Annotated in this window: 24 protein-coding genes; 15 read left to right on the top strand and 9 right to left on the bottom strand. The window is 70.6% G+C overall.

Translation table 11 applies throughout. The features are described 5' to 3' along the window. Positions 1-41: 41 nt before the first annotated feature. The 3 genes from arc to dop all read left to right on the top strand — a co-directional run bounded on the left by arc (position 42) and on the right by dop (position 5,629). On the top strand, positions 42-1,826 hold the full coding sequence (gene arc / locus IF46_RS0126395; protein WP_030491080.1) for a proteasome ATPase: 1,785 nt from the start codon (positions 42-44) through the stop codon (positions 1,824-1,826). A gap of 153 nt (positions 1,827-1,979) precedes the next feature. Then, complete coding sequence (locus IF46_RS0126390) at positions 1,980-4,001, top strand: hypothetical protein (protein ID WP_051724188.1); 2,022 nt, start codon at positions 1,980-1,982, stop codon at positions 3,999-4,001. A 110-nt stretch (positions 4,002-4,111) separates the two neighbouring features. Continuing rightward, positions 4,112-5,629, top strand: coding sequence for a depupylase/deamidase Dop (gene dop / locus IF46_RS0126385; protein ID WP_036393340.1), 1,518 nt, complete (start codon positions 4,112-4,114; stop codon positions 5,627-5,629). On the opposite strand, the gene IF46_RS0126380 is transcribed toward dop, so the two are convergent. Then, a complete protein-coding gene (locus tag IF46_RS0126380) occupies positions 5,626-6,123 on the bottom strand; it encodes a GNAT family N-acetyltransferase (RefSeq protein ID WP_198041542.1) in 498 nt (165 codons plus the stop codon). The genes dop and IF46_RS0126380 overlap by 4 nt on opposite strands. Positions 6,124-6,290: 167 nt before the next feature. On the opposite strand from IF46_RS0126380, the gene IF46_RS0126375 reads away from it, so the two are divergent. The 4 genes from IF46_RS0126375 (at position 6,291) to prcA (ending at position 8,825) form a co-directional block, all read left to right on the top strand. Then, the gene (locus IF46_RS0126375) at positions 6,291-6,506 is read left to right on the top strand and encodes a ubiquitin-like protein Pup (protein WP_030332902.1); all 216 of its coding nucleotides are present in this window, start codon (positions 6,291-6,293) and stop codon (positions 6,504-6,506) included. Positions 6,507-6,512: 6 nt separating this feature from the next. Continuing rightward, entirely contained in the window at positions 6,513-7,184 is a 672-nt protein-coding gene (locus tag IF46_RS34010; RefSeq protein ID WP_030491076.1) for an endonuclease VII domain-containing protein, read from the top strand. Continuing rightward, a complete protein-coding gene (prcB, locus tag IF46_RS0126365; RefSeq protein ID WP_030491075.1) occupies positions 7,103-7,942 on the top strand; it encodes a proteasome subunit beta in 840 nt (279 codons plus the stop codon). Before IF46_RS34010 ends, prcB begins: the two co-directional genes overlap by 82 nt. A 61-nt stretch (positions 7,943-8,003) precedes the next feature. Then, positions 8,004-8,825 (top strand): proteasome subunit alpha, encoded by an 822-nt coding sequence (gene prcA, locus IF46_RS0126360; RefSeq protein ID WP_030491074.1) that lies wholly within the window; start codon positions 8,004-8,006, stop codon positions 8,823-8,825. A gap of 63 nt (positions 8,826-8,888) precedes the next feature. Here prcA and IF46_RS0126355 read toward each other — a convergent pair whose 3' ends face one another. Genes IF46_RS0126355 through rfbB form a run of 6 tightly spaced genes read right to left on the bottom strand, consistent with a single transcriptional unit; the run spans position 8,889 to position 14,168 of the window. Beyond that, positions 8,889-9,917, bottom strand: coding sequence for a glycosyltransferase family 2 protein (locus IF46_RS0126355; RefSeq protein WP_030491073.1), 1,029 nt, complete (start codon positions 9,915-9,917; stop codon positions 8,889-8,891). Next, entirely contained in the window at positions 9,914-11,224 is a 1,311-nt protein-coding gene (locus IF46_RS0126350; protein WP_030491072.1) for a lipopolysaccharide biosynthesis protein, read from the bottom strand. Before IF46_RS0126350 ends, IF46_RS0126355 begins: the two co-directional genes overlap by 4 nt. Beyond that, positions 11,221-11,922, bottom strand: coding sequence for a glycosyltransferase family 2 protein (locus tag IF46_RS0126345; RefSeq protein ID WP_030491071.1), 702 nt, complete (start codon positions 11,920-11,922; stop codon positions 11,221-11,223). Before IF46_RS0126345 ends, IF46_RS0126350 begins: the two co-directional genes overlap by 4 nt. After that, positions 11,915-12,286: a DUF2304 domain-containing protein gene (locus IF46_RS0126340; protein WP_030491070.1), complete on the bottom strand. Its 372-nt coding sequence runs from the start codon at positions 12,284-12,286 to the stop codon at positions 11,915-11,917. The genes IF46_RS0126345 and IF46_RS0126340 overlap by 8 nt, the downstream gene beginning before the upstream one ends. Continuing rightward, positions 12,283-13,170, bottom strand: coding sequence for a dTDP-4-dehydrorhamnose reductase (gene rfbD / locus IF46_RS0126335; RefSeq protein WP_036393371.1), 888 nt, complete (start codon positions 13,168-13,170; stop codon positions 12,283-12,285). The genes IF46_RS0126340 and rfbD overlap by 4 nt, the downstream gene beginning before the upstream one ends. Beyond that, entirely contained in the window at positions 13,167-14,168 is a 1,002-nt protein-coding gene (rfbB, locus tag IF46_RS0126330) for a dTDP-glucose 4,6-dehydratase (RefSeq protein WP_030491068.1), read from the bottom strand. The genes rfbD and rfbB overlap by 4 nt, the downstream gene beginning before the upstream one ends. 87 nt (positions 14,169-14,255) lie before the next feature. On the opposite strand from rfbB, the gene rfbA reads away from it, so the two are divergent. The 4 genes from rfbA (at position 14,256) to IF46_RS0126310 (ending at position 17,460) form a co-directional block, all read left to right on the top strand. Then, on the top strand, positions 14,256-15,146 hold the full coding sequence (gene rfbA / locus IF46_RS0126325; protein ID WP_030491067.1) for a glucose-1-phosphate thymidylyltransferase RfbA: 891 nt from the start codon (positions 14,256-14,258) through the stop codon (positions 15,144-15,146). Next, positions 15,143-15,766, top strand: coding sequence for a dTDP-4-dehydrorhamnose 3,5-epimerase (rfbC, locus tag IF46_RS0126320; protein WP_030491066.1), 624 nt, complete (start codon positions 15,143-15,145; stop codon positions 15,764-15,766). Before rfbA ends, rfbC begins: the two co-directional genes overlap by 4 nt. Before the next feature lie 68 nt (positions 15,767-15,834). Next, positions 15,835-17,193, top strand: coding sequence for a Pup--protein ligase (gene pafA, locus IF46_RS0126315; protein WP_030491065.1), 1,359 nt, complete (start codon positions 15,835-15,837; stop codon positions 17,191-17,193). A gap of 81 nt (positions 17,194-17,274) precedes the next feature. Beyond that, positions 17,275-17,460, top strand: a complete 186-nt coding sequence (locus IF46_RS0126310; RefSeq protein WP_030491064.1) for a hypothetical protein — start codon at positions 17,275-17,277, stop codon at positions 17,458-17,460. 138 nt (positions 17,461-17,598) lie between these two features. Here the strand turns inward: IF46_RS0126310 and IF46_RS0126305 are convergent, their stop codons facing one another. Both IF46_RS0126305 and IF46_RS0126300 read right to left on the bottom strand, forming a co-directional pair. Continuing rightward, complete coding sequence (locus IF46_RS0126305) at positions 17,599-18,684, bottom strand: DUF3866 family protein (protein ID WP_030491063.1); 1,086 nt, start codon at positions 18,682-18,684, stop codon at positions 17,599-17,601. Between the two features lie 49 nt (positions 18,685-18,733). Beyond that, positions 18,734-19,738, bottom strand: coding sequence for a cation diffusion facilitator family transporter (locus IF46_RS0126300; RefSeq protein WP_084598059.1), 1,005 nt, complete (start codon positions 19,736-19,738; stop codon positions 18,734-18,736). Positions 19,739-19,868: 130 nt separating this feature from the next. On the opposite strand from IF46_RS0126300, the gene IF46_RS0126295 reads away from it, so the two are divergent. The 4 genes from IF46_RS0126295 to tatA all read left to right on the top strand — a co-directional run bounded on the left by IF46_RS0126295 (position 19,869) and on the right by tatA (position 22,620). Next, entirely contained in the window at positions 19,869-20,867 is a 999-nt protein-coding gene (locus IF46_RS0126295; RefSeq protein ID WP_030491061.1) for a helix-turn-helix transcriptional regulator, read from the top strand. Beyond that, positions 20,864-21,919, top strand: coding sequence for a helix-turn-helix transcriptional regulator (locus IF46_RS0126290; protein WP_030491060.1), 1,056 nt, complete (start codon positions 20,864-20,866; stop codon positions 21,917-21,919). The genes IF46_RS0126295 and IF46_RS0126290 overlap by 4 nt, the downstream gene beginning before the upstream one ends. Before the next feature lie 10 nt (positions 21,920-21,929). Further along, the gene (locus IF46_RS0126285; RefSeq protein ID WP_030491059.1) at positions 21,930-22,175 is read left to right on the top strand and encodes a hypothetical protein; all 246 of its coding nucleotides are present in this window, start codon (positions 21,930-21,932) and stop codon (positions 22,173-22,175) included. Between the two features lie 157 nt (positions 22,176-22,332). Further along, positions 22,333-22,620, top strand: coding sequence for a Sec-independent protein translocase subunit TatA (gene tatA / locus IF46_RS0126280; protein ID WP_030491058.1), 288 nt, complete (start codon positions 22,333-22,335; stop codon positions 22,618-22,620). Positions 22,621-22,634: the final 14 nt, after the last annotated feature.

Raw genomic sequence — 22,634 nt, 5'->3', positions numbered from 1 at the left:
GTGTTAGGGCAGAACGTTCAAGCCCCCCGGGGAGGTGGGACGTGGCAGCACGTAGCGACGACGCGGACTCGCGCGCCGCACGGTGGGAGAAGGAAGCCCACGATCTCTCCACGCAGGTCGCGTTCCTGCAAGAGGAACTCGCCCTGGTGCGGCGTAAGTTGACCGAAAGCCCCCGACACGTCCGGCAGCTCGAAGAGCGGCTGGCGGCCACCCAGGCTCAGTTGGCGCGGCTGACCGAGAACAACGACCGGTTGGTGAGCACCCTCAAGGAAGCTCGCACGCAGATCGTGACGCTCAAGGAAGAGATCGACCGGCTCGCGCAACCGCCGAGTGGGTACGGCGTCTTCCTGGCCAAGCACGACGATGGCACGGTGGACGTCTTCACCGGCGGGCGCAAACTACGGGTCGCGGTCTCGCCCTCGCTCGACGTGGGTGACCTGCGGCGTGGCCAGGAGGTCCTGCTCAACGACGCGCTCAACATCGTCGACGCGTTCGGCTACGAGCGGGTCGGCGAGGTCGTGATGCTCAAGGAGATCCTGGAGGGGCCGAACGGCGGTCCGGGCGACCGGGCGCTGGTGGTCTCCCACTCCGACGAGGAGCGCATCGTGCACCTCGCCGAGACGCTCATCGGCTCGGCGATCCGGGCTGGCGACTCGCTCATGATCGAGCCCCGCTCGGCGTACGCGTACGAGCGGATCCCGAAGAGCGAGGTCGAGGAGCTGGTCCTGGAGGAGGTGCCCGACGTCGACTACGGCGACATCGGTGGCCTCCAGTCGCAGATCGAGCAGATCCGCGACGCGGTGGAGCTGCCGTTCCTGCACGCGGACCTGTTCCGTGAGCACCAGCTCCGCCCGCCCAAGGGCATCCTGCTCTACGGCCCGCCCGGCTGTGGCAAGACGCTCATCGCCAAGGCGGTGGCCAACTCGCTGGCCAAGAAGATCGCCGAGCGTCAGGGCAAGGAGAAGCACACCAGCTTCTTCCTCAACATCAAGGGCCCCGAGCTGCTCAACAAGTACGTCGGTGAGACCGAGCGGCACATCCGGCTCATCTTCCAGCGCGCACGGGAGAAGGCCGGCGAGGGCACGCCGGTGATCGTGTTCTTCGACGAGATGGACTCGATCTTCCGGACCCGCGGCTCCGGTGTCTCCTCCGATGTGGAGAACACCATCGTCCCGCAGCTGCTCAGCGAGATCGACGGCGTGGAGGGGCTGGAGAACGTCATCGTCATCGGCGCCTCCAACCGGGAAGACATGATCGACCCGGCGATCCTGCGCCCCGGTCGGCTCGACGTGAAGATCAAGATCGAGCGACCGGACGCCGAAGCGGCCAAGGACATCTTCTCCAAGTACATCCTCTCCGGGCTGCCCCTGCACCCGGACGACCTGGCCGAGCACGGCACCGACCCCCAGGCCACCGTCGCGGCGATGATCGACGCCGTGGTGCTGCGGATGTACTCCGAAACCGAGGAGAACCGCTTCCTCGAGGTCACCTACGCCAACGGTGACAAGGAAGTCCTCTACTTCAAGGACTTCAACTCCGGCGCGATGATCCAGAACATCGTCGACCGGAGCAAGAAGATGGCCATCAAGGAGTTCCTCACCTCGGGCCGCAAGGGGCTGCGCCTGCAGCACCTGCTCGACGCCTGCGTCGACGAGTTCCGCGAGAACGAAGACCTCCCCAACACCACCAACCCCGACGACTGGGCGCGCATCTCCGGCAAGAAGGGCGAGCGGATCGTCTACATCCGCACGCTCGTCTCCGGCGGCAAGGGCGCCGAGGCTGGCCGGTCCATCGAGACCGCCAGCAACACCGGCCAGTACCTCTGACCGTTCAGTGGCGGCACCGGATCTCCTCCGGTGCCGCCACTGCGCGCGTCCGAGCGCGTGCTGTGCCACACCCCCACACCGGCGGGGGCTACGGTCCTCCGCGTTCCGGCTAGACTGCGGCGACTTCGCCGACCTACCCGAACGAGGACCTTCGTGCGTGCCGACGCCACCGTGGAAACGCCAGCCGTGCTAAACAGCACCGAAGCTCACGAGCCGGTAGCCACACCGACGGTCACACCGACGGCCACCCGGCGTCCCAGGATCGGCCTGCTGCTGGGCATCCTGCTCGCCTGCTGGCTCGTGCCCCTCGCCGCGAACGCCGTACACGCCGCGTGGCTGCTTCCCCCGGTGGTCCTGCTCGGCACCGCCAGCCTGCTGCGTTCCGGCCGGAGCCTGCTCGACCGGGTGGTCCTCGCCTTCGCCCTGCTCGCCGGCCTCACCTGCGCCGTCGGGCTGCTGTTCACCGTCTGGCCCTGGGGCCTGCACCCGGTGCCGGTCACCGGCCTGGCGTTCACCGTCCTGACCCTGGCCGCCGTGCTCTCCCAGCGCGCACCCCGGCTGCCCCGCCCCAGCTGGTCCGACCTGGTCTCCGTCGCCGCCGCGGCCCTCGCCGCCGGCTATCTCGCCACCCCCTACCTGCGGGCCAGCAGCTTTGGTCAGCGACTCAACCTCGCCATGGTCGGCGAGGACAACGGCCGTCACCCCGCCCTGGTCGACGTGATCGGCCGCCTCGGCGGATACCTCTTCCTCGACCCCGACACCGCCCGCGAGTACATCTTCTCCGGCCTCGTCCACTACCCGCAGGGCTGGCATTTCACCACCGCACTGCTCGACGGCTTCGTGCGCAGCGCCGGCGACCCGCTCACCGGGGCACGGCTCATGGACCACTACGTGCTCTGGTGCCTCGCCACCTTCGGCTTGCTGCTGCTCGCGCTGATCTGGGCCGCCCAGCACATCGCCGGCCCCCTGCACCCGCTACGCCGACTCGTCCTCATCGTCGCCGTCACCGCGCTCGTCCTCGGCACCGAGCTGCCCCGACTGCTTGTCGCCGGCTACCCCAGCGAGACGTTCGGGCTCAGCCTCTCCGCGCTCCTCGTCGCCCTCGTCGTCCGCCCCCTGCACCGGCTCCGCGAACAACTCATCCTCGTCGGGGCACTGCTGATCGGCATCGGCTTCAGCTACTACCTCTTCATCTTCCCGACCGGCGTCATGGTGCTCTGCTGGCTCATCGCCGACCGGCGCCGGCTGCGTACCCGCCCGGGCACCGTCGCCGTCGTCGCCGTCCTCACCGCCGTGCTGGCACCGCTGACCGCACTGCTGGGCGTGCTCGTCGCCGGCCAGAGCGAAGCGCTCGCGGCCCCCGGCGGCACGCCGCCGGTCGAGACCTACAACACCATCCTCGGTCTCGGCGCAGTCGTCATCGCCGCCGTCCTGGTCCGGACCAACCTCGGTGAATCCACCTTTCGGCGCTTCCTCGTCGTCCTGACCGTCGCCCTGCTCTTCTCCGGCAGCATGGCCGCCGTCAACCTGGCCAACGGCACCCAACCCGCCTATTACTTCGGCAAGACGGCGCACCTGGTCATCCTCGTGCTCATCGTCGGCGCTGCCGCGGTCGCTCGGCTGCTCCCGGTGCCGCCCGCCCAGAGCACCGAGACCGACCCGCGACGCCGACCCATCACCGCCGCCATCCCCGCCGTTGCCACCGCCGCCCTCGTCACCCTCGTGATCCTCGCCGGCACCGGGGTGGTCGGGTGGACCGGCGGCTTCTTCCATCGCAACGGCGGCAACGGCACCTGGGCGAAGGACTGGGCCGGCCGCGACGTGCGAGCCATCACCCGCTCCGCGTCGGTCACCAACATCGCCTACCGGACCTACCCGGCGATCCCCGGCACCACCACCCTGGTGGTGGACAAGCAGGGCATGCAGGGCTACCGCGAGTCGATCTTCCTGTCCGCGATGCAGGGCACCAGCGGGCAGACCGAACCGGGCATCTACTTCAAAATCTACGACGAGCCCGCCCGCACCGCGGAACTCCTGCGTCGCGTCCCCCGGCCGTTGCGCCTCATCGTGGCCGACCCGGCCGCCCAGCAGGCCATCGACGATGCGCTCACCGCCGACCCGACCCTGCGCAAAGGCCTCACCATGGTGCCGCTCAAGCCGGCCACGCCCCGCTAGCCGCGCCGCGCCGGCCGGCAGGGTCGCGCGATGCGCCATCGCGCAGACTAGTCTCGATGGTGTGAGCGGCGGGCACGCCGGCTCCGTGGGCGAGCGAAGCGAGTGGTCGCATGACGGTACGTCGGATCATGGGCACCGAGGTCGAGTACGGCATCTCCGTGCCGGGACAAGCTGGAGCCAACCCGATGGTCACCTCATCGCAGGTGGTCAACGCCTACGGGGCACGTCCGGAACTCAACCGGGGCGGGCGGGCCCGCTGGGACTATGAGGAAGAGTCGCCGCTGCGCGACGCCCGCGGCTTCACCTACTCCGGCGCCGCCTACGACCCCGCCGAGGCCCTCGCGGACGAAGACCTCGGTCTGGCCAACGTGATACTCACCAACGGCGCGCGGCTCTACGTCGACCACGCCCACCCCGAATACTCCACTCCGGAGGTCACCACCCCCCGCGACATCGTGCGCTGGGACAAGGCCGGCGAGCGGGTGATGGCTGAGGCGTCCCGCCGCGCCGCCACCATCCCGGGCACCCAGCCGATCCACCTGTACAAGAACAACACCGACAACAAGGGCGCCAGCTACGGCGCCCACGAAAACTATCTGATGCGTCGGCAGACACCGTTCGCTGACATCGTCGCGTACCTGACGCCGTTCTTCGTCACCCGGCAGATCGTCTGCGGCGCCGGCCGGGTCGGCATTGGCCAGGACGGCGGGCAGAGCGGCTTCCAGATCTCCCAGCGTGCCGACTTCTTCGAGGTCGAGGTGGGCCTCGAGACCACGCTCAAGCGCCCGATCATCAACACCCGCGACGAGCCGCACGCTGACGCCGACAAATACCGTCGGCTGCACGTGATCATCGGCGACGCCAACCTCTCCGAGATCTCCACCTACCTCAAGGTCGGCACCACCGCGCTGATCCTCACCATGATCGAGGAGAAGGCGCTCGGCGCCGATCTCGGCATCGCCGACCCGGTCAGCGAGCTGCGCGCCGTCAGCCACGACCCCACCCTGACGCACCGCATGCGGCTGCGCGACGGCCGCCGGCTCACCGCACTGGACCTGCAATGGGCCTACCTGGAGCGGGTCCGGTCCTTTGTCGACGACCGGTACGGCACCGACGCCGACGAGCAGACCGTCGACGTGCTCGACCGCTGGGAGAGCGTCCTGGACCGGCTGGGCCGGGATCCGATGCTCTGCGCCGACGAGTTGGACTGGGTGGCCAAGCTGCGGCTGCTGGAGGGCTACCGGGAGCGGGAGAAGCTCGGTTGGGGCTCGCACAAGCTTCAGCTGGTCGACCTCCAATACTCCGACGTCCGGCCGGAGAAGGGGCTCTACCACCGCCTGGTCAGCCGGGGGGCGATGAAGACGCTGCTCACCGACGACGAGACCCGCACCGCGATGACCGAGCCGCCGGAGGACACCCGGGCCTACTTCCGTGGCCGCTGCCTGGCCCAGTACGCCTCCGAGGTGGTCGCCGCGAGCTGGGACTCGGTGATCTTCGACGTGGGCCGTGAGTCGCTGGTCCGGGTTCCGATGATGGAGCCGGAGCGGGGCACTCGCGCACACGTCGGCGCGTTGTTCGACCGCTGCGCCAGCGCCAAGGACCTGCTGGAGACGTTGACCGGGGGCTAGGTCACCCTCTTGCCGAGGGAGCGGCCGGCGTCGGAATAGCCGTGCCGAGCATAGAAGCGCACCGCGTCGACGTTGCGGTGGTGGATGCTGGCCGACAGGTACGAGATCCCCCGGCTGGTCGCCCACCGTTCGGCCGCACGCAACAACGTTGAGCCCACCCCAAGACCTCTGGCGTCGGGCAGTACCACTGTGTGCACCTGCGCTGAAGGCTCTGGACGCAGGATCTGATGCTCCGGCGGGTCGGAGTGCGGTAGCACCTCGATCATGCCGACCACCCGGCCGTCGGCGGTCGCGGCGACGAGAACACCGTCTCGACCCGCCTCGTCGGCGAGCACTGCCGCGAAGTGGCGAAGCACCGCCTCGCGCTGCGGAAGGCGGTAGGTGTCGGCGTCCAGGGCGAGGTGTGCCTCGGCGTTGGCCAGGCGTAACGCCACCAACGAGGGAAGATCCGCCAGACGTGCTGGCCGAACCGTCAGCCATATCTCCTGCATCATCGGAGATCCTAGGGTCGCGCAGCCGCCCTGGAGGGCTGGCCATGATCGGCAGGACGAGGCCCCGGCCGGAAGTTGGATGCCGCCGTGAGCCGTAAGCCGGCGCGCGGCGGGCTTTTCGTCGCCCGCGCGAGGTAAGTTCATCGCAGACGATCGTGGAGGAGGCAGCAGTGGCCACTCATGACAGCGGCGGCCAGTCGCAGTCCGGCAAGTCCCGTCAGGGCGAGGAAATCGAGGACGTCACCACCGAGGCCAACCCCGAGGTGGCCGAGCGGCACGCCGAGATCACCGAGGACGTCGACGACCTCCTCGACGAGATCGACTCCGTCCTCGAAGAAAACGCAGAGGAATTCGTGAGGGGTTATGTACAGAAAGGGGGTCAATAGGGGCATATGTCCGATTTTGCCGACCTCCCGGACAAGCTGTGCCCGCAGTGCAAGAGAGTGCTGGGTCGTGCGGAGTTCCACCGTGATCGGCGGCGCGTGGACGGCCTCGCCTTCTACTGTAAAGAATGCGCCAATGAGCGGTCGGAGGCGAGTCGGCGCAAGCGTGGGATCGCTGCCCAGAAGAAGTCGCCAACGCCCGTAGGTGAAGGTCTGAAGTGGTGTCCGGACTGCGAACAGATCAAACCGTTGGACGATTTTCCCACCGCCACGAGCAAGGCCAGTGGCCGGCACAGCTACTGCAAGCCCTGTCATAACGACCGCGGCAAGGAAACAGCGCAGCGACTCTATGGCGGGACACGCGAGTACCACCTACAGCGGCGTTACGGCGTGGGGCAGAAGGAGTTTGCCGAGCTCCTGGCCGAGCAGGGCGGGGTCTGCGCGATCTGCGGCGGTGCTGATCCACAACATCTGGACCACGATCATCGCACCGGGTGGGTGCGCGGGATACTCTGCTTCAACTGCAACGGTGGTCTTGGCCAGTTCCGTGACAGTCCCATGAGGCTGGCCAGGGCGATCACGTACCTGAGAGGAACCACGTGGCAGCGGGCTTTGATCCATCCGGGCGTCTACCAGATGTGTTCACCAACGCGGGGACGTCCTCCTTCACGACGTTTCTAAGTCGGGTGGCCCCCGAGATGCTGCCCGGTCGGCGACCGCTGCCGCCGGGCATGGCCGCCGACCTGGCGCCGCACGCGACCACCATCGTGGCCATCGCGGCCGCCGACGGTGTGGTCATGGCGGGCGACCGGCGGGCCACCATGGGCAACCTGATCGCCCAGCGCGACATCGAGAAGGTGCATCCGGCCGACGCGTATTCGCTGGTCGGCATCGCGGGCACCGCGGGCATCGGGATCGAGCTGATGCGACTGTTCCAGGTGGAGTTGGAGCACTACGAGAAGATCGAGGGCGCGATGCTCTCGTTGGACGGTAAGGCCAATCGGTTGGCCTCGATGATCCGGGGCAACCTGGGGGCGGCCATGCAGGGGCTGGCCGTGGTGCCGCTCTTCGCCGGCTTCGACCTGGCCGCCGCCGACCCGGCGCGGGCCGGTCGGATCTTCAGCTTCGACGTGACCGGTGGCCCGTACGAGGAGACCGGTTACGATGCGATCGGGTCTGGGTCGCTGTTCGCCAAGTCCGCGTTGAAGAAGCGGTTCCGGGCCGGGATCTCCGTCGCCGACGCGACCCGGCTCGCGGTCGAGGCGCTCTACGACGCGGCCGACGACGACACCGCGACGGGCGGGCCCGACCTGACCCGGCGGATCTACCCGGTGGTGATGACCGCGACCGCCGAGGGCACCTACCGGCTCACCGACGCCGAGACGGCGACGATCGCCGAGGGCGTGGTCGCCGGCCGGATGGAGAACCCGGGCGGCTGATCCCCGCCCACCCCCGCCAGCCAGCAGTCGTCAGCACAGCGCCGTAAGGAGAACCGCCGCCGTGGCCATGCAGTTCTACGCCTCGCCCGAACAGATCATGCGCGACCGCTCCGAGCTCGCCCGTAAGGGCATCGCCCGGGGGCGCAGCGCCGTGGTCCTGAGCTACTCCGGCGGGGTGCTCTTCGTCGCGGAGAACCTCTCCAGCGCCCTGCACAAGGTCAGCGAGATCTACGACCGGATCGGCTTCGCCGCGGTCGGCCGTTACAACGAGTTCGAGAACCTCCGTCGGGCCGGCGTGCGGATGGCCGACTTGAACGGGCTCAGCTACGACCGCCGGGACGTCACCGGCCGGGCCCTGGCCAACGCGTTCGCGCAGACCCTCGGCGCGATCTTCACCGAGCAGTCGAAGCCGTTCGAGGTGGAGATCTGCGTGGCGGAGGTCGGGGCCACGGCCGCCGACGATGAGCTGTACCGGCTCACCTATGACGGCTCGGTCAACGACGAGCCGGGGCGGATGGCGATGGGTGGTCAGGCCGAGGCCATCACTGGCGTGCTGAAGTCCCAGCATCGGCCGGACATGTCGCTCGGGGAGGCGGTCCAGGTCGCCGTGCAGGCGCTGAGCAGCGTCGGCGGGGAGGGTGGGGCGGCTCGGACGATCGCTGCGAACCAGCTTGAGGTGGCCGTGCTGGACCGTCAGCGGGTCGGTCGGACGTTCCGGCGGATCACCGGGGCCGCGCTGACGGCGCTGTTGGACGGGAAGGCGGCGCCGCCGGCGAGCGACCTGCCGGACACGCCGAGCGTGCCGACCGGGGAGGCGGGGAAGCCGACCAGTTCGGCGGGCTCCGCAGATCTGGAGGATCGGCCGGGGCAGGCCGACAAGTGATCGGATGACACGAAGCGTCGGGGACCGCAGCGCGGTCCCCGACGCTTTTCGGTGCCGGTCGGGTCAGCGGCGCTGCAGCAGCGGCCGGGCGAGGGCCCAGTAGCCGGCTGCGACCGCGTTGAAGACGCCCATGCCGGGGGGCGAGTCGACGTTCGAGGGGGCGACCCGGGCGGTCATCAGCTCGGCGATCACTCCGTCGGGCACGGTGCGTTCGGTCTGGAGTTGACGGCGGCGGGCACCGACCCAGGATCGGTTGCGCCACAGCCAACCCCAGCCGCGGGTCTTCTGCTTGGTCCAGCCGCCGGCCAGCGCGGCGGCGAGCATGGCGGCCTCGGTGAGCAGCAGCATCGGTGCGAGCACCACAAGCGTCCGAGTCTGGTACGCGGTGAGCAGGGTGACCAGGCGGTTGCGTTCCACCAGGTAGAGCTTCAGGTCGTTGCGGGAGAACTCGTAGTGGTGGCGCACGACGGCGTCGGGGACGTACTCCAGTCGCAGGCCGCGTTGCCAGAGCCGCAGGCTGAGTTCGGTGTCCTCGTGGTAGGCGAAGTATTCGGCGGCGAAGCCGTCGAGCTCCTGCCACCGCTGGCGGCTGATCACGAAGCAGCAGCCGCTGAGCGAGGGCACGCTGGTGCGTACGGCGTGGGCGGTGGCGGGTTCGCCGTTGCCGCCGGCCCAGGACAGCCCGGTGAAGTGCAGCGGGTTGCCGGAGGTGTTGATCAGCTCGGGGGTGTCGGCGAGCCGGATGGAGGCCATCGCGGCGCCGACGCCTGGTTCGGCGGCGACGGCTACGGTCTTGGCGAGGGCGTCCGGGGCGACGATGGCGTCGGAGTTGACGAAGGCGAGCCAGTCTCCGGTGGCCTCGGCGGCGCCGACCCGGCAGCCGCCGGAGTAGCCGGTGTTCTCCTCGGGGCGGACGACCCGCACCTGGGGGAAGCCCTTGACGATGTCGATGCCGTCGCCGGTGCAGCCGTTGTCGACGACGACCAGGTCGATGTCGATGTCGGTGCTGGCCAGGATGGCTTGGGCGGCGTCGACCAGGTACGGCTCAGCGCCGTAGGCGAGCATTACCGCGGTCACCTGTGGGCGGGTCATCGGATGCCTCCGGATACGGCGGGGGTGACGGCGTCAGTGAGGGGCCGGGTGGGGGTGGTGGGTCGGCGGACGCCACCGCGCAGCAGTACCGCCATGGTGGCGGCCACGATGACGGAACCGATGGTGTAGGCCAGCTCGACCCGGAGGATCACCGGGGCCGGGAGCAGCGTCACGATGATCAGGGCGGCGACGCCGACGGTCCAGGCGAGGGCCTGGGCGCGGTGCCGGTCGAGGGCGAGGAGGGCCTGGCCGAGCACCATCGCCCAGAGGTAGGCGAGCGTGGCGGCGGCCAGCCAGGCGAAGTCGCCGCGGCCGAGGACGCCGGGGGCGTCGAAGAGCACGCCGACCAGCCACGGGCCGAGCAGCACGGCGCCGACGGCCCCGGTGAGGCCGAGCGCGGTGACGATGCCGAGCGCCCGGCGCAGCAGGCTGTGGAAGCCGGCCTGGTCGCCGGTGGTGGCGGTGGTGGCGAGGCCGGGCAGCAGTGAGGCCTGCATCGAGCCGAAGACGAACAGCGGGATGCGGACCAGCACGAGTGCGGAGAGCAACGCGCCGGCGGCCGCGGTGTCGGAGGGGGCGAGCAACTGCAGATTGATCACGCCGACGTTCACCACGACCTGGGAGAGCAGGCTGGATGCGGTGAGCAGCCCGAGGCCGCGCAGCAGGGCGGCCCAGGCCACGGGTGCGCCGCCGCCGATGGCGCGCAGCACCGGTGGGAGGGTGAGCAGGACGCTGACCAGCGGGGCGGCGACGAGCACGACGCCGTACCAGACGGGGGAGGTCACGCCGGCCAGCCCGAGCAGGGCGACCATGACGATGCGCAGCCCGCCGTCGATGCCGAGTTGGGTGCCGTACCAGGGAAAGAGTTGCAGGCCGGAGAGGACACCGCGGGTGGCGTAGGCGACGGCCATCGCGGCGAGCGCGCCGACGAGCACGGTGACCATGGTGGCGTCGCCGTGGAAGAGCTTGTCGGCGATCAGGTGACGGCCGGCGGTGATGGCGAGCACCAGCACGGCGAGCATCGCGGCGGCGACGGTGACGCCTCGGGCCAGGACGGGGCCGGGGGTCAGCCCTTGGCTGTGCCGGGCGGCGACGACCCGGGCGACCTCCTGCTCGATCGGCATGAACACGCCGATGCCGAGGGTGAAGACGATCGACCAGAGCACCGACAGGGAGTTGTAGTCGGCCCCGGTGAGGCTGTGGCCGGCGACGGCGAGGTGGACGTAGGACGCGAGGCCAAGAAGACCCAGCCCGGCACCAACAGCGATGGTGCCGGGCGGGATCAGGCGTAGCAGGCGACGGATCACCGGCGAATGAGCGCCAGCGTGAGGACGGCGAACGCGCGACCGAGGTAGATCATCGCCCGGGCGGGGGAGTGGCTGGGCGTGCCGGCCATCCGCTTGCGCATGGCGACGGGCACCTGCTTGATGCGGTATCCGCGTCGGGCGGTGTGCACCAGGGTCTCCACGGTGTCGCCGAGGTACTCGGCCGGGTACCAGCCGGCGAACATCTCGATGACCCGCCGGTTGGCGGCTCGGAAGCCGGAGGTGGTGTCGGTGAGCTTGGTCTTGGCGACGCGGGACAGCACGGCGGAGAGCATCACCATCGCCCAGCGGCGGGGGCCGCGGACGTTGTAGTCGCCCTCACCGGCGAACCGTGCGCCGATGACCAGGTCGTTGTCGTCGAGCAGGTCGACGAGCTTCGGGACGTACCGCGGGTCGTGCTGACCATCGGCGTCGATCTGGATGGCGACGTCGTAGTCGTTGTCGCGGGCGTAGCGGTAGCCGAGGCGCATCGCACCGCCGACGCCGAGGTTGTACGGCAGTTTGGCGACGCGGGCGCCGGCGGCCACGGCGACGGCCGCGGTGCGGTCGGTGGAGCCGTCGTCGACGACGAGGACGTCGACGCCAGGCAGTTCGCCGCGGACCTCGCCGACGACGTCGGCGATGGAGCCCGACTCGTTGAGGGCCGGGATGATGATCAAGGTGCGCTTGCCGTTAACCATCGTGGGACACCAGTTCGTCTCGGGCGGCCCGGTCCGCGTCGATCTGTGCGCGGAGCAGGGCGAAGTCTTCGGCCAGGGTGCGGGTCTCTTCTTCGAGGGCGCTGACCTCCCAGCTCAGGTGCACGCACACGAGCAGCAGGAAGATGATGCCGAGGAAGAGCACCAGGCTGACACCGGAGGCGACGCCGAGGAGCCCAGCGACGTTGTCGAGCAGCCGGGGGAACAGGGACAGCGGGATCACGACGACCAGAACGGCGAGCCAGAGCATGCCGTACTTCTCGCGCAGCTGACGGCGGCGCAGCAGCTCGACGATGGTGCCGAGGAGCAGCAGGCCGGTCAGGCCGGTGACGAGGGTGAGCTTCATGCGACCTTCCACGGGGCGGGTGGAGCGGGGGAGTGGAACGCGTCAACCAGGGCGCTGTGCCAGTCGGGAAGCGGCGGCAGACCCGCGGCTGCCCAGCGGCTGTGCCCTAGCACACTGTACGCAGGCCGGGTGGCGGGACGCGGATACCGGTCGCTGGTGGTGGGTCGGATCCGGTCCGGATCCAGCCCGGCCAGCGCGAACGCGGCGCGGGCCAGCCCGTACCACGTCGTCTGCCCGGCGCAGGTGCCGTGGTAGACGCCCGGCGTCGCGTGCCCGGCCAGTGCCGCGTCGGCGAGCGCGACCAACCGTTCGGCGAGCGCGTACGACCAGGTGGGCTGGCCGTGTTGGTCGTCGACCACGTCGAGCTGTTCGTGCTGGGTGGCGAGCCGGAGCATGGTGGCCACGAAGTTCGGGCCGTGCGCGCCGTAGAGCCAGGCGGTGCGCACGACGTACCCAGTGTCGGGAAGCAGCCGCGCGACGGCCTCTTCGCCGACCAGCTTGCCGCGTCCGTAGGCGTTGACCGGCGCGGTGGGCGCGTCCTCCGGGTAGGGGGTGTGCGCGTTGCCCGCGAGGACGTAGTCGGTGGAGACCTGGATCAGCCGGATTCCGTCGGCGGCGCACGCTGCGGCCAGGTTGGCCACGCCCTCGCCGTTGACGGCGGTCGCCGCGGCCTCGTCGGTCTCGGCGCGGTCGACGTTGGTCCAGGCCGCCGCGTTGATCACGACGTCGTGGCCGGCCACCGCGTTGCGGGCCGCGGCGGGGTCGGTGATGTCCAGGTCGGCGCGGGTGGCGGCGGTCACCTTGAGGTCGGGCCGGGCCGCCAGGACGGCGACCAGGTCCTGCCCCAGCATGCCGCCGGCGCCCGTGACGAGAACTCGGCTCATGCGGTCGGGGCCGACTTCAGCGGCTCCCACCAGGCCCGGTTCTCCCGGTACCAGGCGACGGTGTCGGCGAGGCCCTGGTCGAGGGTGATGCTCGGGGTGTAGCCGAGTTCTTCGCTGATCTTGGTGATGTCGAGGGAGTAGCGGCGGTCGTGGCCCTTGCGGTCGGTGACCGGGACGACCCGGTCCCATCCGGCGCCGCAGGCGTCCAGGAGCAGTCCGGTGAGTTCCTTGTTGGTCAGCTCGGTGCCGCCGCCGATGTTGTAGACCTCACCGGCGCGGCCCTTCTGCTGGACGAGGGTGATGCCGCGGCAGTGGTCGTGCACGTGCAGCCAGTCGCGGATGTTGCCGCCGTCGCCGTAGAGGGGGACGGTGCCGCCGTCGAGCAGGTTGCTGACGAACAGCGGGATGACCTTCTCGGGGAACTGGTACGGGCCGTAGTTGTTGGAGCAGCGGGTGACGACCACGTCCATGCCGTGGGTGCGGTGGTACGACAGGGCGAGCAGGTCGGAGCCGGCCTTCGACGCCGAGTACGGCGAGTTCGGTGCGAGGGGCCAGGTCTCGGTCCAGGAGCCCTCGTCGATCGAGCCGTAGACCTCGTCGGTGGAGACGTGCACGAACCGGCTGGTGCCGTGGCGCAGTGCGGCGTCGAGCAGCGTCTGGGTGCCCAGCACGTTGGTGGTGACGAACGGCGCGGCGCCGGCGATCGAGCGGTCGACGTGCGACTCGGCGGCGAAGTGCACGATCACGTCGTGCTCGGCGACGACCTCGTCGACCACGACCGGGTCGCAGATGTCGCCCTGCACGAACCGCAGTCGCGGGTCGTCGCGGACGGGCTCTAGGTTGGCCAGGTTGCCCGAGTAGGTCAGCTTGTCGAGCACGGTCACGACCGCCGGCTCGATCGGGGGTACGCCGTCGGCACTGCCGAGGGGCTTGCCCAGCAGTAGGCGAACGTACTCTGACCCGATGAATCCGGCTCCGCCGGTGACGAGGATCCTCACGGGTCCGGAAGTATACGCGAAGTCAGGTGAAACACCTGGGACACGACCCGACCGCCCGCCCCGTGTTCGTGCGGCTAGGCTTCCCGGGTGCGTGGAATCCTACTTGCTGGCGGCACCGGTTCTCGGCTCTGGCCGATCACCCGGGCGGTTTCGAAGCAGCTGATGCCGGTCTTCGACAAGCCGATGGTCTATTACCCGCTCTCCACCCTGGTGATGTCCGGGGTCAAGGAGATCCTGGTGATCACGACCCCGGACGACCAGGACCAGTTCCGTCGGCTGCTCGGCGACGGCAGCCAGTTCGGGCTGCGGCTGGAGTACGTCAGCCAGGAGCGTCCGGAGGGCATCGCGCAGGCGTTCATCCTCGGCGCGGACTTCATCGGCACCGAGTCGGTGGCGTTGATCCTCGGCGACAACATCTTCCACGGCGTGGGTCTGGGCCGGCAGCTGGCCGACCACGGTGACCCGGTCGGCGGGCGGGTCTTCGCCTACCAGGTGGCCAACCCGCAGGAGTACGGCGTGGTCGACTTCGACGCCGACGGTCGGGTGCTCTCGATCGAGGAGAAGCCGGCCCGGCCGAAGTCCCGCTACGCGGTGCCCGGGCTCTACTTCTACGACAACCGGGTGGTCGACATCGCCCGCAAGCTCACCCCGAGCGCGCGCGGCGAGCTGGAGATCACGGCGGTCAACGAGGTGTACCGGGAGACCGGAGAGCTGTCGGTCACGGTGCTGGATCGGGGCACCGCCTGGCTGGACACTGGCACGTTCACCTCGATGATGCAGGCCGCCGAGTTCGTCCGGGTGGTCGAGGAGCGGCAGGGCCTGAAGATCGGTTGTGTCGAGGAGGTCGCCTGGCGGGCCGGCCTGATCGACGACGCGCAGCTGCGCGCCCTGGCCGAGCCGCTGACCAAGAGCGGCTACGGCGACTATCTGCTCGGTCTGCTGGCCGAGAAGGCCGCTGGCGACGGGGGCTCCTGGTGAAGATCCGGGAGTTGAGCATCGAGGGCGCCTGGGAGATCACCCCCCAGCAGCACGGCGACCCGCGCGGCATGTTCATGGAGTGGTACCGCTTCGACAAGCTCGCGGAGGCGGTCGGTCATCCGCTGCGGCTGGCGCAGGCCAACCTTTCGGTCTCCGCGCGCGGCGTGGTGCGCGGGATCCACTTCGCCGACGTCCCGCCCGGGCAGGCCAAGTACGTCACCTGCGTGCGCGGCGCGGTCCTCGACGTGATCGTGGACCTGCGGGTGGGTTCGCCGACCTTCGGCCGCTGGGAGGGCGTCCGGCTGGATGACACCGACCGTCGGGCGGTCTACCTCAGCGAGGGGCTGGGGCACGGGTTCTGCGCGTTGACCGACGACGCGACGTTGAGCTACCTCTGCTCGGCCACCTACAACCCGACCGGCGAGCGCGCGGTGCACCCGCTGGACGAGGAGTTGGGCATCGAGTGGCCCGCCGAGATTCCGCTGCTGTCCGCGCGCGACGACGCCGCGCCGACTCTGGCGCAGGCCCGCGAGCGGGGTCTGCTCCCGGAGTACGACAGCTGCCAGCGCTTCGTGGCGAGCCTCGGCCCGGACGGAATGTCGCACTCAACCGGTATGTGACCGCGCTCGGGGCACGACCTGTGCTCTGACAGTGACGAACCGGGCCTCCGGGCGGCTAATGTCACATCATGGAGCGGCGAATCTTCGGCCTCGAGACCGAGTACGGCGTCACCTGCACCTATCGCGGGCAGCGGCGGCTGTCCCCGGACGAGGTCGCGCGGTATCTGTTCCGTCGCGTGGTGTCCTGGGGGCGGTCGAGCAATGTCTTCCTGCGCAATGGGGCCCGGCTCTACCTGGACGTCGGGTCGCATCCGGAGTACGCGACACCGGAGTGCGACTCGGTGACCGATCTCGTCGCCCACGACCGGGCCGGCGAGCGGATCCTGGAGGGCCTCCTCGTCGACGCGGAGAAGCGGCTGCACGACGAGGGCATCGCGGGTGAGATCTACCTGTTCAAGAACAACACCGACTCGGCCGGCAACTCGTACGGCTGCCACGAGAACTACCTGGTCTCCCGGCACGGGGAGTTCGGTCGGCTCGCCGACGTGCTCATCCCGTTCCTGGTCACCCGGCAGTTGATCTGCGGGGCTGGCAAGGTCCTGCAAACGCCACGCGGCGCGGTCTACTGCCTTTCGCAGCGGGCTGAGCACATCTGGGAGGGCGTCTCCTCGGCGACCACCCGCAGCCGCCCGATCATCAACACCCGCGACGAGCCGCACGCGGACGCCGAGCGCTACCGGCGGCTGCACGTGATCGTCGGTGACTCCAACATGAACGAGGTCACCACGCTGCTCAAGGTCGGCACCGCCGACATCGTGCTGCGGATGATCGAGGCCGGGGTGGTGATGCGCGACCTGTCCCTGGAGAACCCGATCCGGGCCATCCGGGAGGTGTCGCACGACATCACCGGCCGACGCAAGGTGCGGCTGGCCAACGGCAAGGAGGTCAGCGCGCTGGACATCCAGCAGGAATACCTGTCCAAGGCGACTGAGTTCGTCGAGCGGCGCGGCGGCGACCAAGCGGCCAAGCGGGTCGTCGAGCTGTGGGGTCGGGTGCTCAACGCGGTGGAGACCGGGGACCTGGAGCCGGTCTCTCGGGAGATCGACTGGGTCAGCAAGCTGCGGCTGATCGAGCGCTACCAGCGCAAGCACGACCTGCCGCTGTCGCATCCCCGGGTGGCCCAGATGGATCTGGCCTACCACGACGTGCGCCGTGGCCGGGGCCTCTACGGTCTCCTGGAGCGCCGCGGTGACGTGGACCGGGTGACCACCGACCCGGAGATCTTCGAGGCCAAGGAGACCCCGCCGCAGACCACCCGGGCCCGGCTGCGGGGCGAGTTCATCCGGCACGCCCAGGAGAAGCGCCGGGACTTCACCGTCGACTGGGTGCACCTGAAGCTCAACGACCAGGCGCAGCGCACCGTGCTCTGCAAGGACCCGTTCCGGGCGTACGACGAGCGGGTGGAGCGGCTGATCGCCAGCATGTGACCGGAGTGCCGACCCCGGCGGTGCGGTCCGCCGACGGGGTCGGCCCGGTCCGGCGTGCCGAGCGGCTAAGCTGAGCGCGCCATGACGACTTCTGGACCTTCCGACCGCGGCACCGAGCGGCAGAACTTCATCGAACGGCGGCGCGAGAAGATCCGCGCCGAGATCGACCGTAACCGGCGCGGTGAATACACGGTGCCGACGTGGGTGCTGGCCCTGGCGCTGCTGCTCATCGTCGGCGGCTGGCTAGCCCTGATCTTCCTAGCCTGACCCCACTCCCCCCACCCACTCACCGTGCGGCCCGTCTCTCGCCCTCGGTCGATCATGAAGTTATTGCCATGACACGCCAGAGGCGGCGGGCAATAACTTCATGATCGACCGAGGGTCAGGCCCGGGGTGGGGGTGGGGTTAGGTCAGCAGGGTGGTGGCGTGGCGGCCGGCGGCGGCTGCTGCCAGGAAGTACGCGTGGTCGGCGTCGAGGCCCCGGCCCATGGTGGAGAGCGGCACGGCGCTGGCACGCAGCGCGGCGTCGAGACCGCCGGTGGGCACCCGGACGATCCGGTGTCGGCTCGCCAGGGGCGCCAGCGCCGCCTCCACCTCGGCCGCGAGGGCCGGCTCCAGGTCGTCGGGGACCACCAGCTCCGCCGGAGCGAGCGCCACCCGGCCGTACGCGGTGAGGCTGTGGTGCGACACGCCCCGGTGCCGGGGGCGGGGGTCGGCGTCGGAGATGCGCAACGAGCCGACCGGCCGTCCGCCCAGCGTGGCGATCGCGTTGACCGCCTCGCCGACGGCGACGCCGGAGAAGCCCCAGCGGGTGCCGGTGCCCAGGTTGCCGGGCCCCTGCGCCACGATCGCCACGTCGGCGTCGAGCACGTACCGGGCGGCGAGCAGACCGCCGTGCAGGGTGGTGGCCTCCAGGTCGCCGCCGAAGGCCTGCCCGACGGTGATCGTGCCGGCCAGCTCGTCCCGCAGCCCGGCGAGGGTGCGGGAGAACCAGGCGGGCAGGGCCCCGCCGTCGGTGAGCAGGTACGCCACCCGCGCCTGCGGGGCGTCGGCCCGGATGCCGGCCAGGATCGCCGGGAGCGCCGAGTGCAGGTCGGCGGTGACCACCGGCAGGCCGCCCAGGTCGTCCACGTCGGCCAGCGCGGCGCGGTGCGGGGACGCCTCCTCGTCGACGCCGAGCAGGATCGGCTGCAACGGCGTGTAGCGGGCCTTGACCAGGTGCCCGGCGTCGCGGGTGTCGGCGACGTCCGGCGGGTCCGGCGGCAGCCGGTCCGGCAGGGCGACCACCAGGGCGTAACCGCCGGTTCCCAACCCCATCAGCAGCGCACCGGCGTTGAGCAGCACCCGGTCGCCGGGTTCGGGCGTGCCGACCAGCTCCGGGTAGGCCAGCGCCCGCATCCGCGTGCCGTCGGGCAGGTCGACGTCCAGCTCCACCGCCCCGGTCCACTGCCGTCGCAGCGTCGCCACCGTCCCCGTACGCCATCGCACCATGACGGGCACGCTAGCCGCGCGGGCCGGGCGGCCCGCGCCCGGGTGTGGTTCAGGTCGGTTCGGGGCCGCCGGCGTCCGGGCTCGGCCCGGCCTGGGTGTGGCGGGCGTCGCCGGTGGCCCCGGGCAGCGAGCGGGTGGGGTCGAGGAAGACGAAGCGGATCTCCGGGTACCGGCCGGTGAGCCGCCGCTCGGCCTCGTCGGCGGTGGCCTCGATCTGCGCGCCGGTGGCTTCGTCGCGGAAGTCGACCTTCGCGGCGACCAGGATGTCCTCCGGGCCGAGCTGCATGGTCAACAGGGTGTCGATGCGCTCCACCTCGGGCAGCCCGGCCAGATCCTGTTCGATCTCGCGGCGCAGACGCTCCGGCACGCCGCGGCCGACCAGCAGCGACAGGTTGTTGCTGGCGAGGATCCCGGCGACCGTCAGCAGCAGCAGCCCGATCAGGATCGACGCGACGCCGTCCCACACCTCGTCGCCGGTGGCGTGCGAGAGCCCGACACCGAGCCCGGCCAGCACCAGACCGATCAGGGCCGCGCTGTCCTCCAGGAAGACCGCCTTGATGGTGGTGTCGGCGGTCAGTCGCAGAAACCTCCGGGGCGTGGTCTGCCAGCGCCGTGACTCGTTGCGGACCTGCCGCACCGCCCGGGTCAGCGAGATCGACTCGATGACGAACGACACCCCGAGCACGATGTACGAGATCAGGAAGTCGCCGCTGTGCTTGTGCACCAGGATCGTGGTGACGCCGTGGGTGACGGCGAAACCCGCGCCGGCGACGAACGTGAACATCGCCGCGAAGAACGCCCAGACGTAGCTTTCCTTGCCGTACCCGAAGGGGTGCCGCTGGTCGGCCGGACGGGCGCCGCGGCGCAGCGCCTGGAAGAGCAGCACCTCGGTGGTGGTGTCGGCGACCGAGTGCGCCGCCTCGGAGAGCATGGCGGCCGAGCCGGAGATCAGCCCGGCGATCAGCTTGGCCACCGCGATGGCGAGGTTGGCGACGCCGGCGACGACGACGGTGCCGACGCTCTCGCTCTCGGGCTTGGCCTCCGCTTGCGACATGAGATTCACCCTATGACCGGCGACCGCGACGCGTCGGGGGAGTGCCCCGGAGTGGCTCCGATCCGAACAAGTGTGCGGCACGCCCGCGCGGGTGCACGGTGTGGGCGCGTCGGCTGCTAGCGTCTACCGCGTGTCGCGGACCCGCACCGAACGCCTGGTCAACCTGGTGATCTGCCTCCTGTCCACGCGACGGTTCCTGACCGCCGCGCAGATCGCCGCGACCGTGCCCGGTTACGAGCATGATCCCGACGACGCGCGCGACCACGAGGCGTTCCAGCGCAAGTTCGAGCGGGACAAGGCCGAGCTGCGCGAGCTGGGCGTGCCACTGGAGACCGGCACGGCGAGCGCGTTCGACGCCGAGCCCGGCTATCGGATCGCCCACCGCGAATACGCGCTACCCGACATCCTCTTGGAGCCGGACGAGGCCGCCGCGGTCGGCATCGCCGCACGGCTGTGGCAGCACGCCGGGCTGGCCGCCGCCGCGTCGTCCGGGTTGGCCAAGCTGCGCGCCGCCGGGGTGGACGTGGACCCGCAGGCCACCCTCGGCCTGGAGCCGATGGTCACGGTCGACCCGGCGTTCGCGCCGCTGACCGCCGCCGCCCGGGACCGCCGCGAGGTGGGATTCGACTACCGGGTGCCCGACCGCGACGCGCCCACCCGACGGCGGCTGCAACCGTGGGGCGTGGTCTGCTGGCGCGGCCGATGGTATGTGGTCGGCCACGACCAGGACCGGGAGGCCACCCGCTGCTTCCGGCTGTCCCGGGTCGTCGGCGCGGTCCGGGTGACCGGTGCCCCCGGCGCGTACGAGCCACCGGCCAACGTCGACCTGATCAGCCACGTGGCCCGCTGGTCGGGTCCGGTGGAGCGCACCGGTCGGGCCACCGTGCTGGCCGCACCGGGGCGGGCCGCCGGGCTGCGCCGTTGGGCGGTCGAGGTGACCGCCGGGCCGGACGGCGACCAGCTGGTCCTGCCGTACGCGGACCCGGACGGGCTGGCCGGCCACCTCGTCGGCTACGGCCCGGACGTGCGGGTGCTCGACCCACCGGAGGTCCGCGAGGCGGTCATCCAACGACTCAAGGAGATCGCCGTCCGACACGACGAGCTGGCCGTCAGCGGGGGTGCTCGGTGACCCGCCCGGCCGCCCGCAGCGGTTCCCGCGCGTCCGCCGACCGGCTGGCGCGACTGCTCAACCTGGTGCCCTACCTGCTGGCCCGACCCGGCATCGAGATCGCCGAGGCGGCCGGTGACCTGGGCGTCACCGAGCGCCAGCTCCGGGAGGACCTGGAGCTGCTCTGGGTGTGCGGGCTCCCCGGTTACGGCCCCGGTGACCTGATCGACATGGCGTTCGACGGTGATCGGGTGACCATCACCTACGACGCCGGCATCGACCGGCCGCTGCGGCTCACCCCCGACGAGGCCCTCGCGCTGGTGGTGGCGCTGCGGATGCTCGCCGAGACGCCCGGGGTGGCCAACCGGGAGGCCGTCGAACGGGCCCTCGCCAAGATCGAGGCCGCCGGAGACCTGGTGGGCGCGCCGGTGGCGGTCCGGTTGCCCGGGGACACCCCGAGGGTCGAGGCGCTGCGCGCCGCCGTCGAGGGCGGGAAGGCTCTGCGGATCACCTACTACACCGCCGCCCGGGACGAGACCACCGAGCGCGTCATCGACCCGCTGCGGATGCTGATGGTCGGCGGCCGGGCGTACGTGGAGGCGTGGTGTCGGCGCGCGGAGGCGGTCCGGCTGTTCCGAGCCGACCGGATCGACGCGATCACCGAGCTGGACGAGCCGGCGACGGTGCCGCCGCAGGCCGTCCCGCACGATCTCACCGAGGGCGTGTTCCGCCCCTCGGCCGACCTGCCACTGATCACCCTGCGCATCGGCCGGGGCGAGCGGTGGATCACCGAATATTATCCGTGCGAGCGAGTGGAGGCCGGCGACGGCGACCAGTGGCTCGTCTCGCTGCGGGTGACCGACCTGGGGTGGGCCCGCCGGTTCGTGCTGGGCCTCGGCCCGGAGGTGACAGTGGTCGCCCCGGTCGAGTTGGCCGAGCAGGTGCGGGCGACGGCGGCTGCCGCGCTGGACGCTTACGCCGTGCCCGCGCCGACGGCCGTGCCCCGGCGGCCCGAGGTCGACTCGGAGCGCGCACCGTCGGGTGACCCGGCGGTGGCCGGCCGCACCCAGTAGGCTGACCGCCGTGCTGATCTGGATCGTGCTCGCGGTGGTGCTGCTCCCGCTGGTGGCGCTCGCGCTGGCCGTGCGCCCGGTGCTGGCCCGGCTGCCCCGACTGCGCCGCGCCGCCGAGGCGTTGCAGCGGCGGGCCGTCGAGGCCGAGGCGCTGCGCGAGACCGCCGAGGCGTTGCAACAGCGTGCCGAGGACGTTCAGCGTCGACTCGACACCACGTCCCGGCGGCTCGCCGTGATCAAGGCAAAGCGCGGCTGATCGGGCCCCACCCCGCGATGGTTGACGGATCATCGCGGGTTGGTCAAGACTTCACCCTTCGGGCTAGACCGCGACCACCCAGCGGGTGGCGGACAGCCGATCCGCACGTACGATGGGCTGCGTACATCCCTCGGACACAGATTGACTGGAGCTTCTCATGGGTGCCCTCAAGCCGTGGCACATCGCTGTTCTCGTGGTTGTGCTGATCCTGCTCTTCGGTGCGAAGCGGCTCCCTGACGCGGCCCGTTCGCTGGGTCGGTCGCTGCGGATCATCAAGGCTGAGACCAAGAGCCTGCAGGACGACGACCGCGACCTCGCCGAGAAGGCCGACGCGCAGGCCGGCTACCAGCCGCTGCCGCCGCACGCCGGGCAGCAGGCGCCGTACCAGCAGGCCCCGCCGCAGCAGCCGGTCGTCGACCCGGTGCACCGCGTCCGCGACAACTGACCGAAGGGCCCCTC

This window comes from Micromonospora chokoriensis (assembly GCF_000718555.1).
Lineage (GTDB): Bacteria > Actinomycetota > Actinomycetes > Mycobacteriales > Micromonosporaceae > Micromonospora > Micromonospora chokoriensis_B.
The sequence above is the reverse complement of the archived record's forward strand: the minus strand, read 5'-3'. Positions and strand labels throughout refer to the sequence as shown.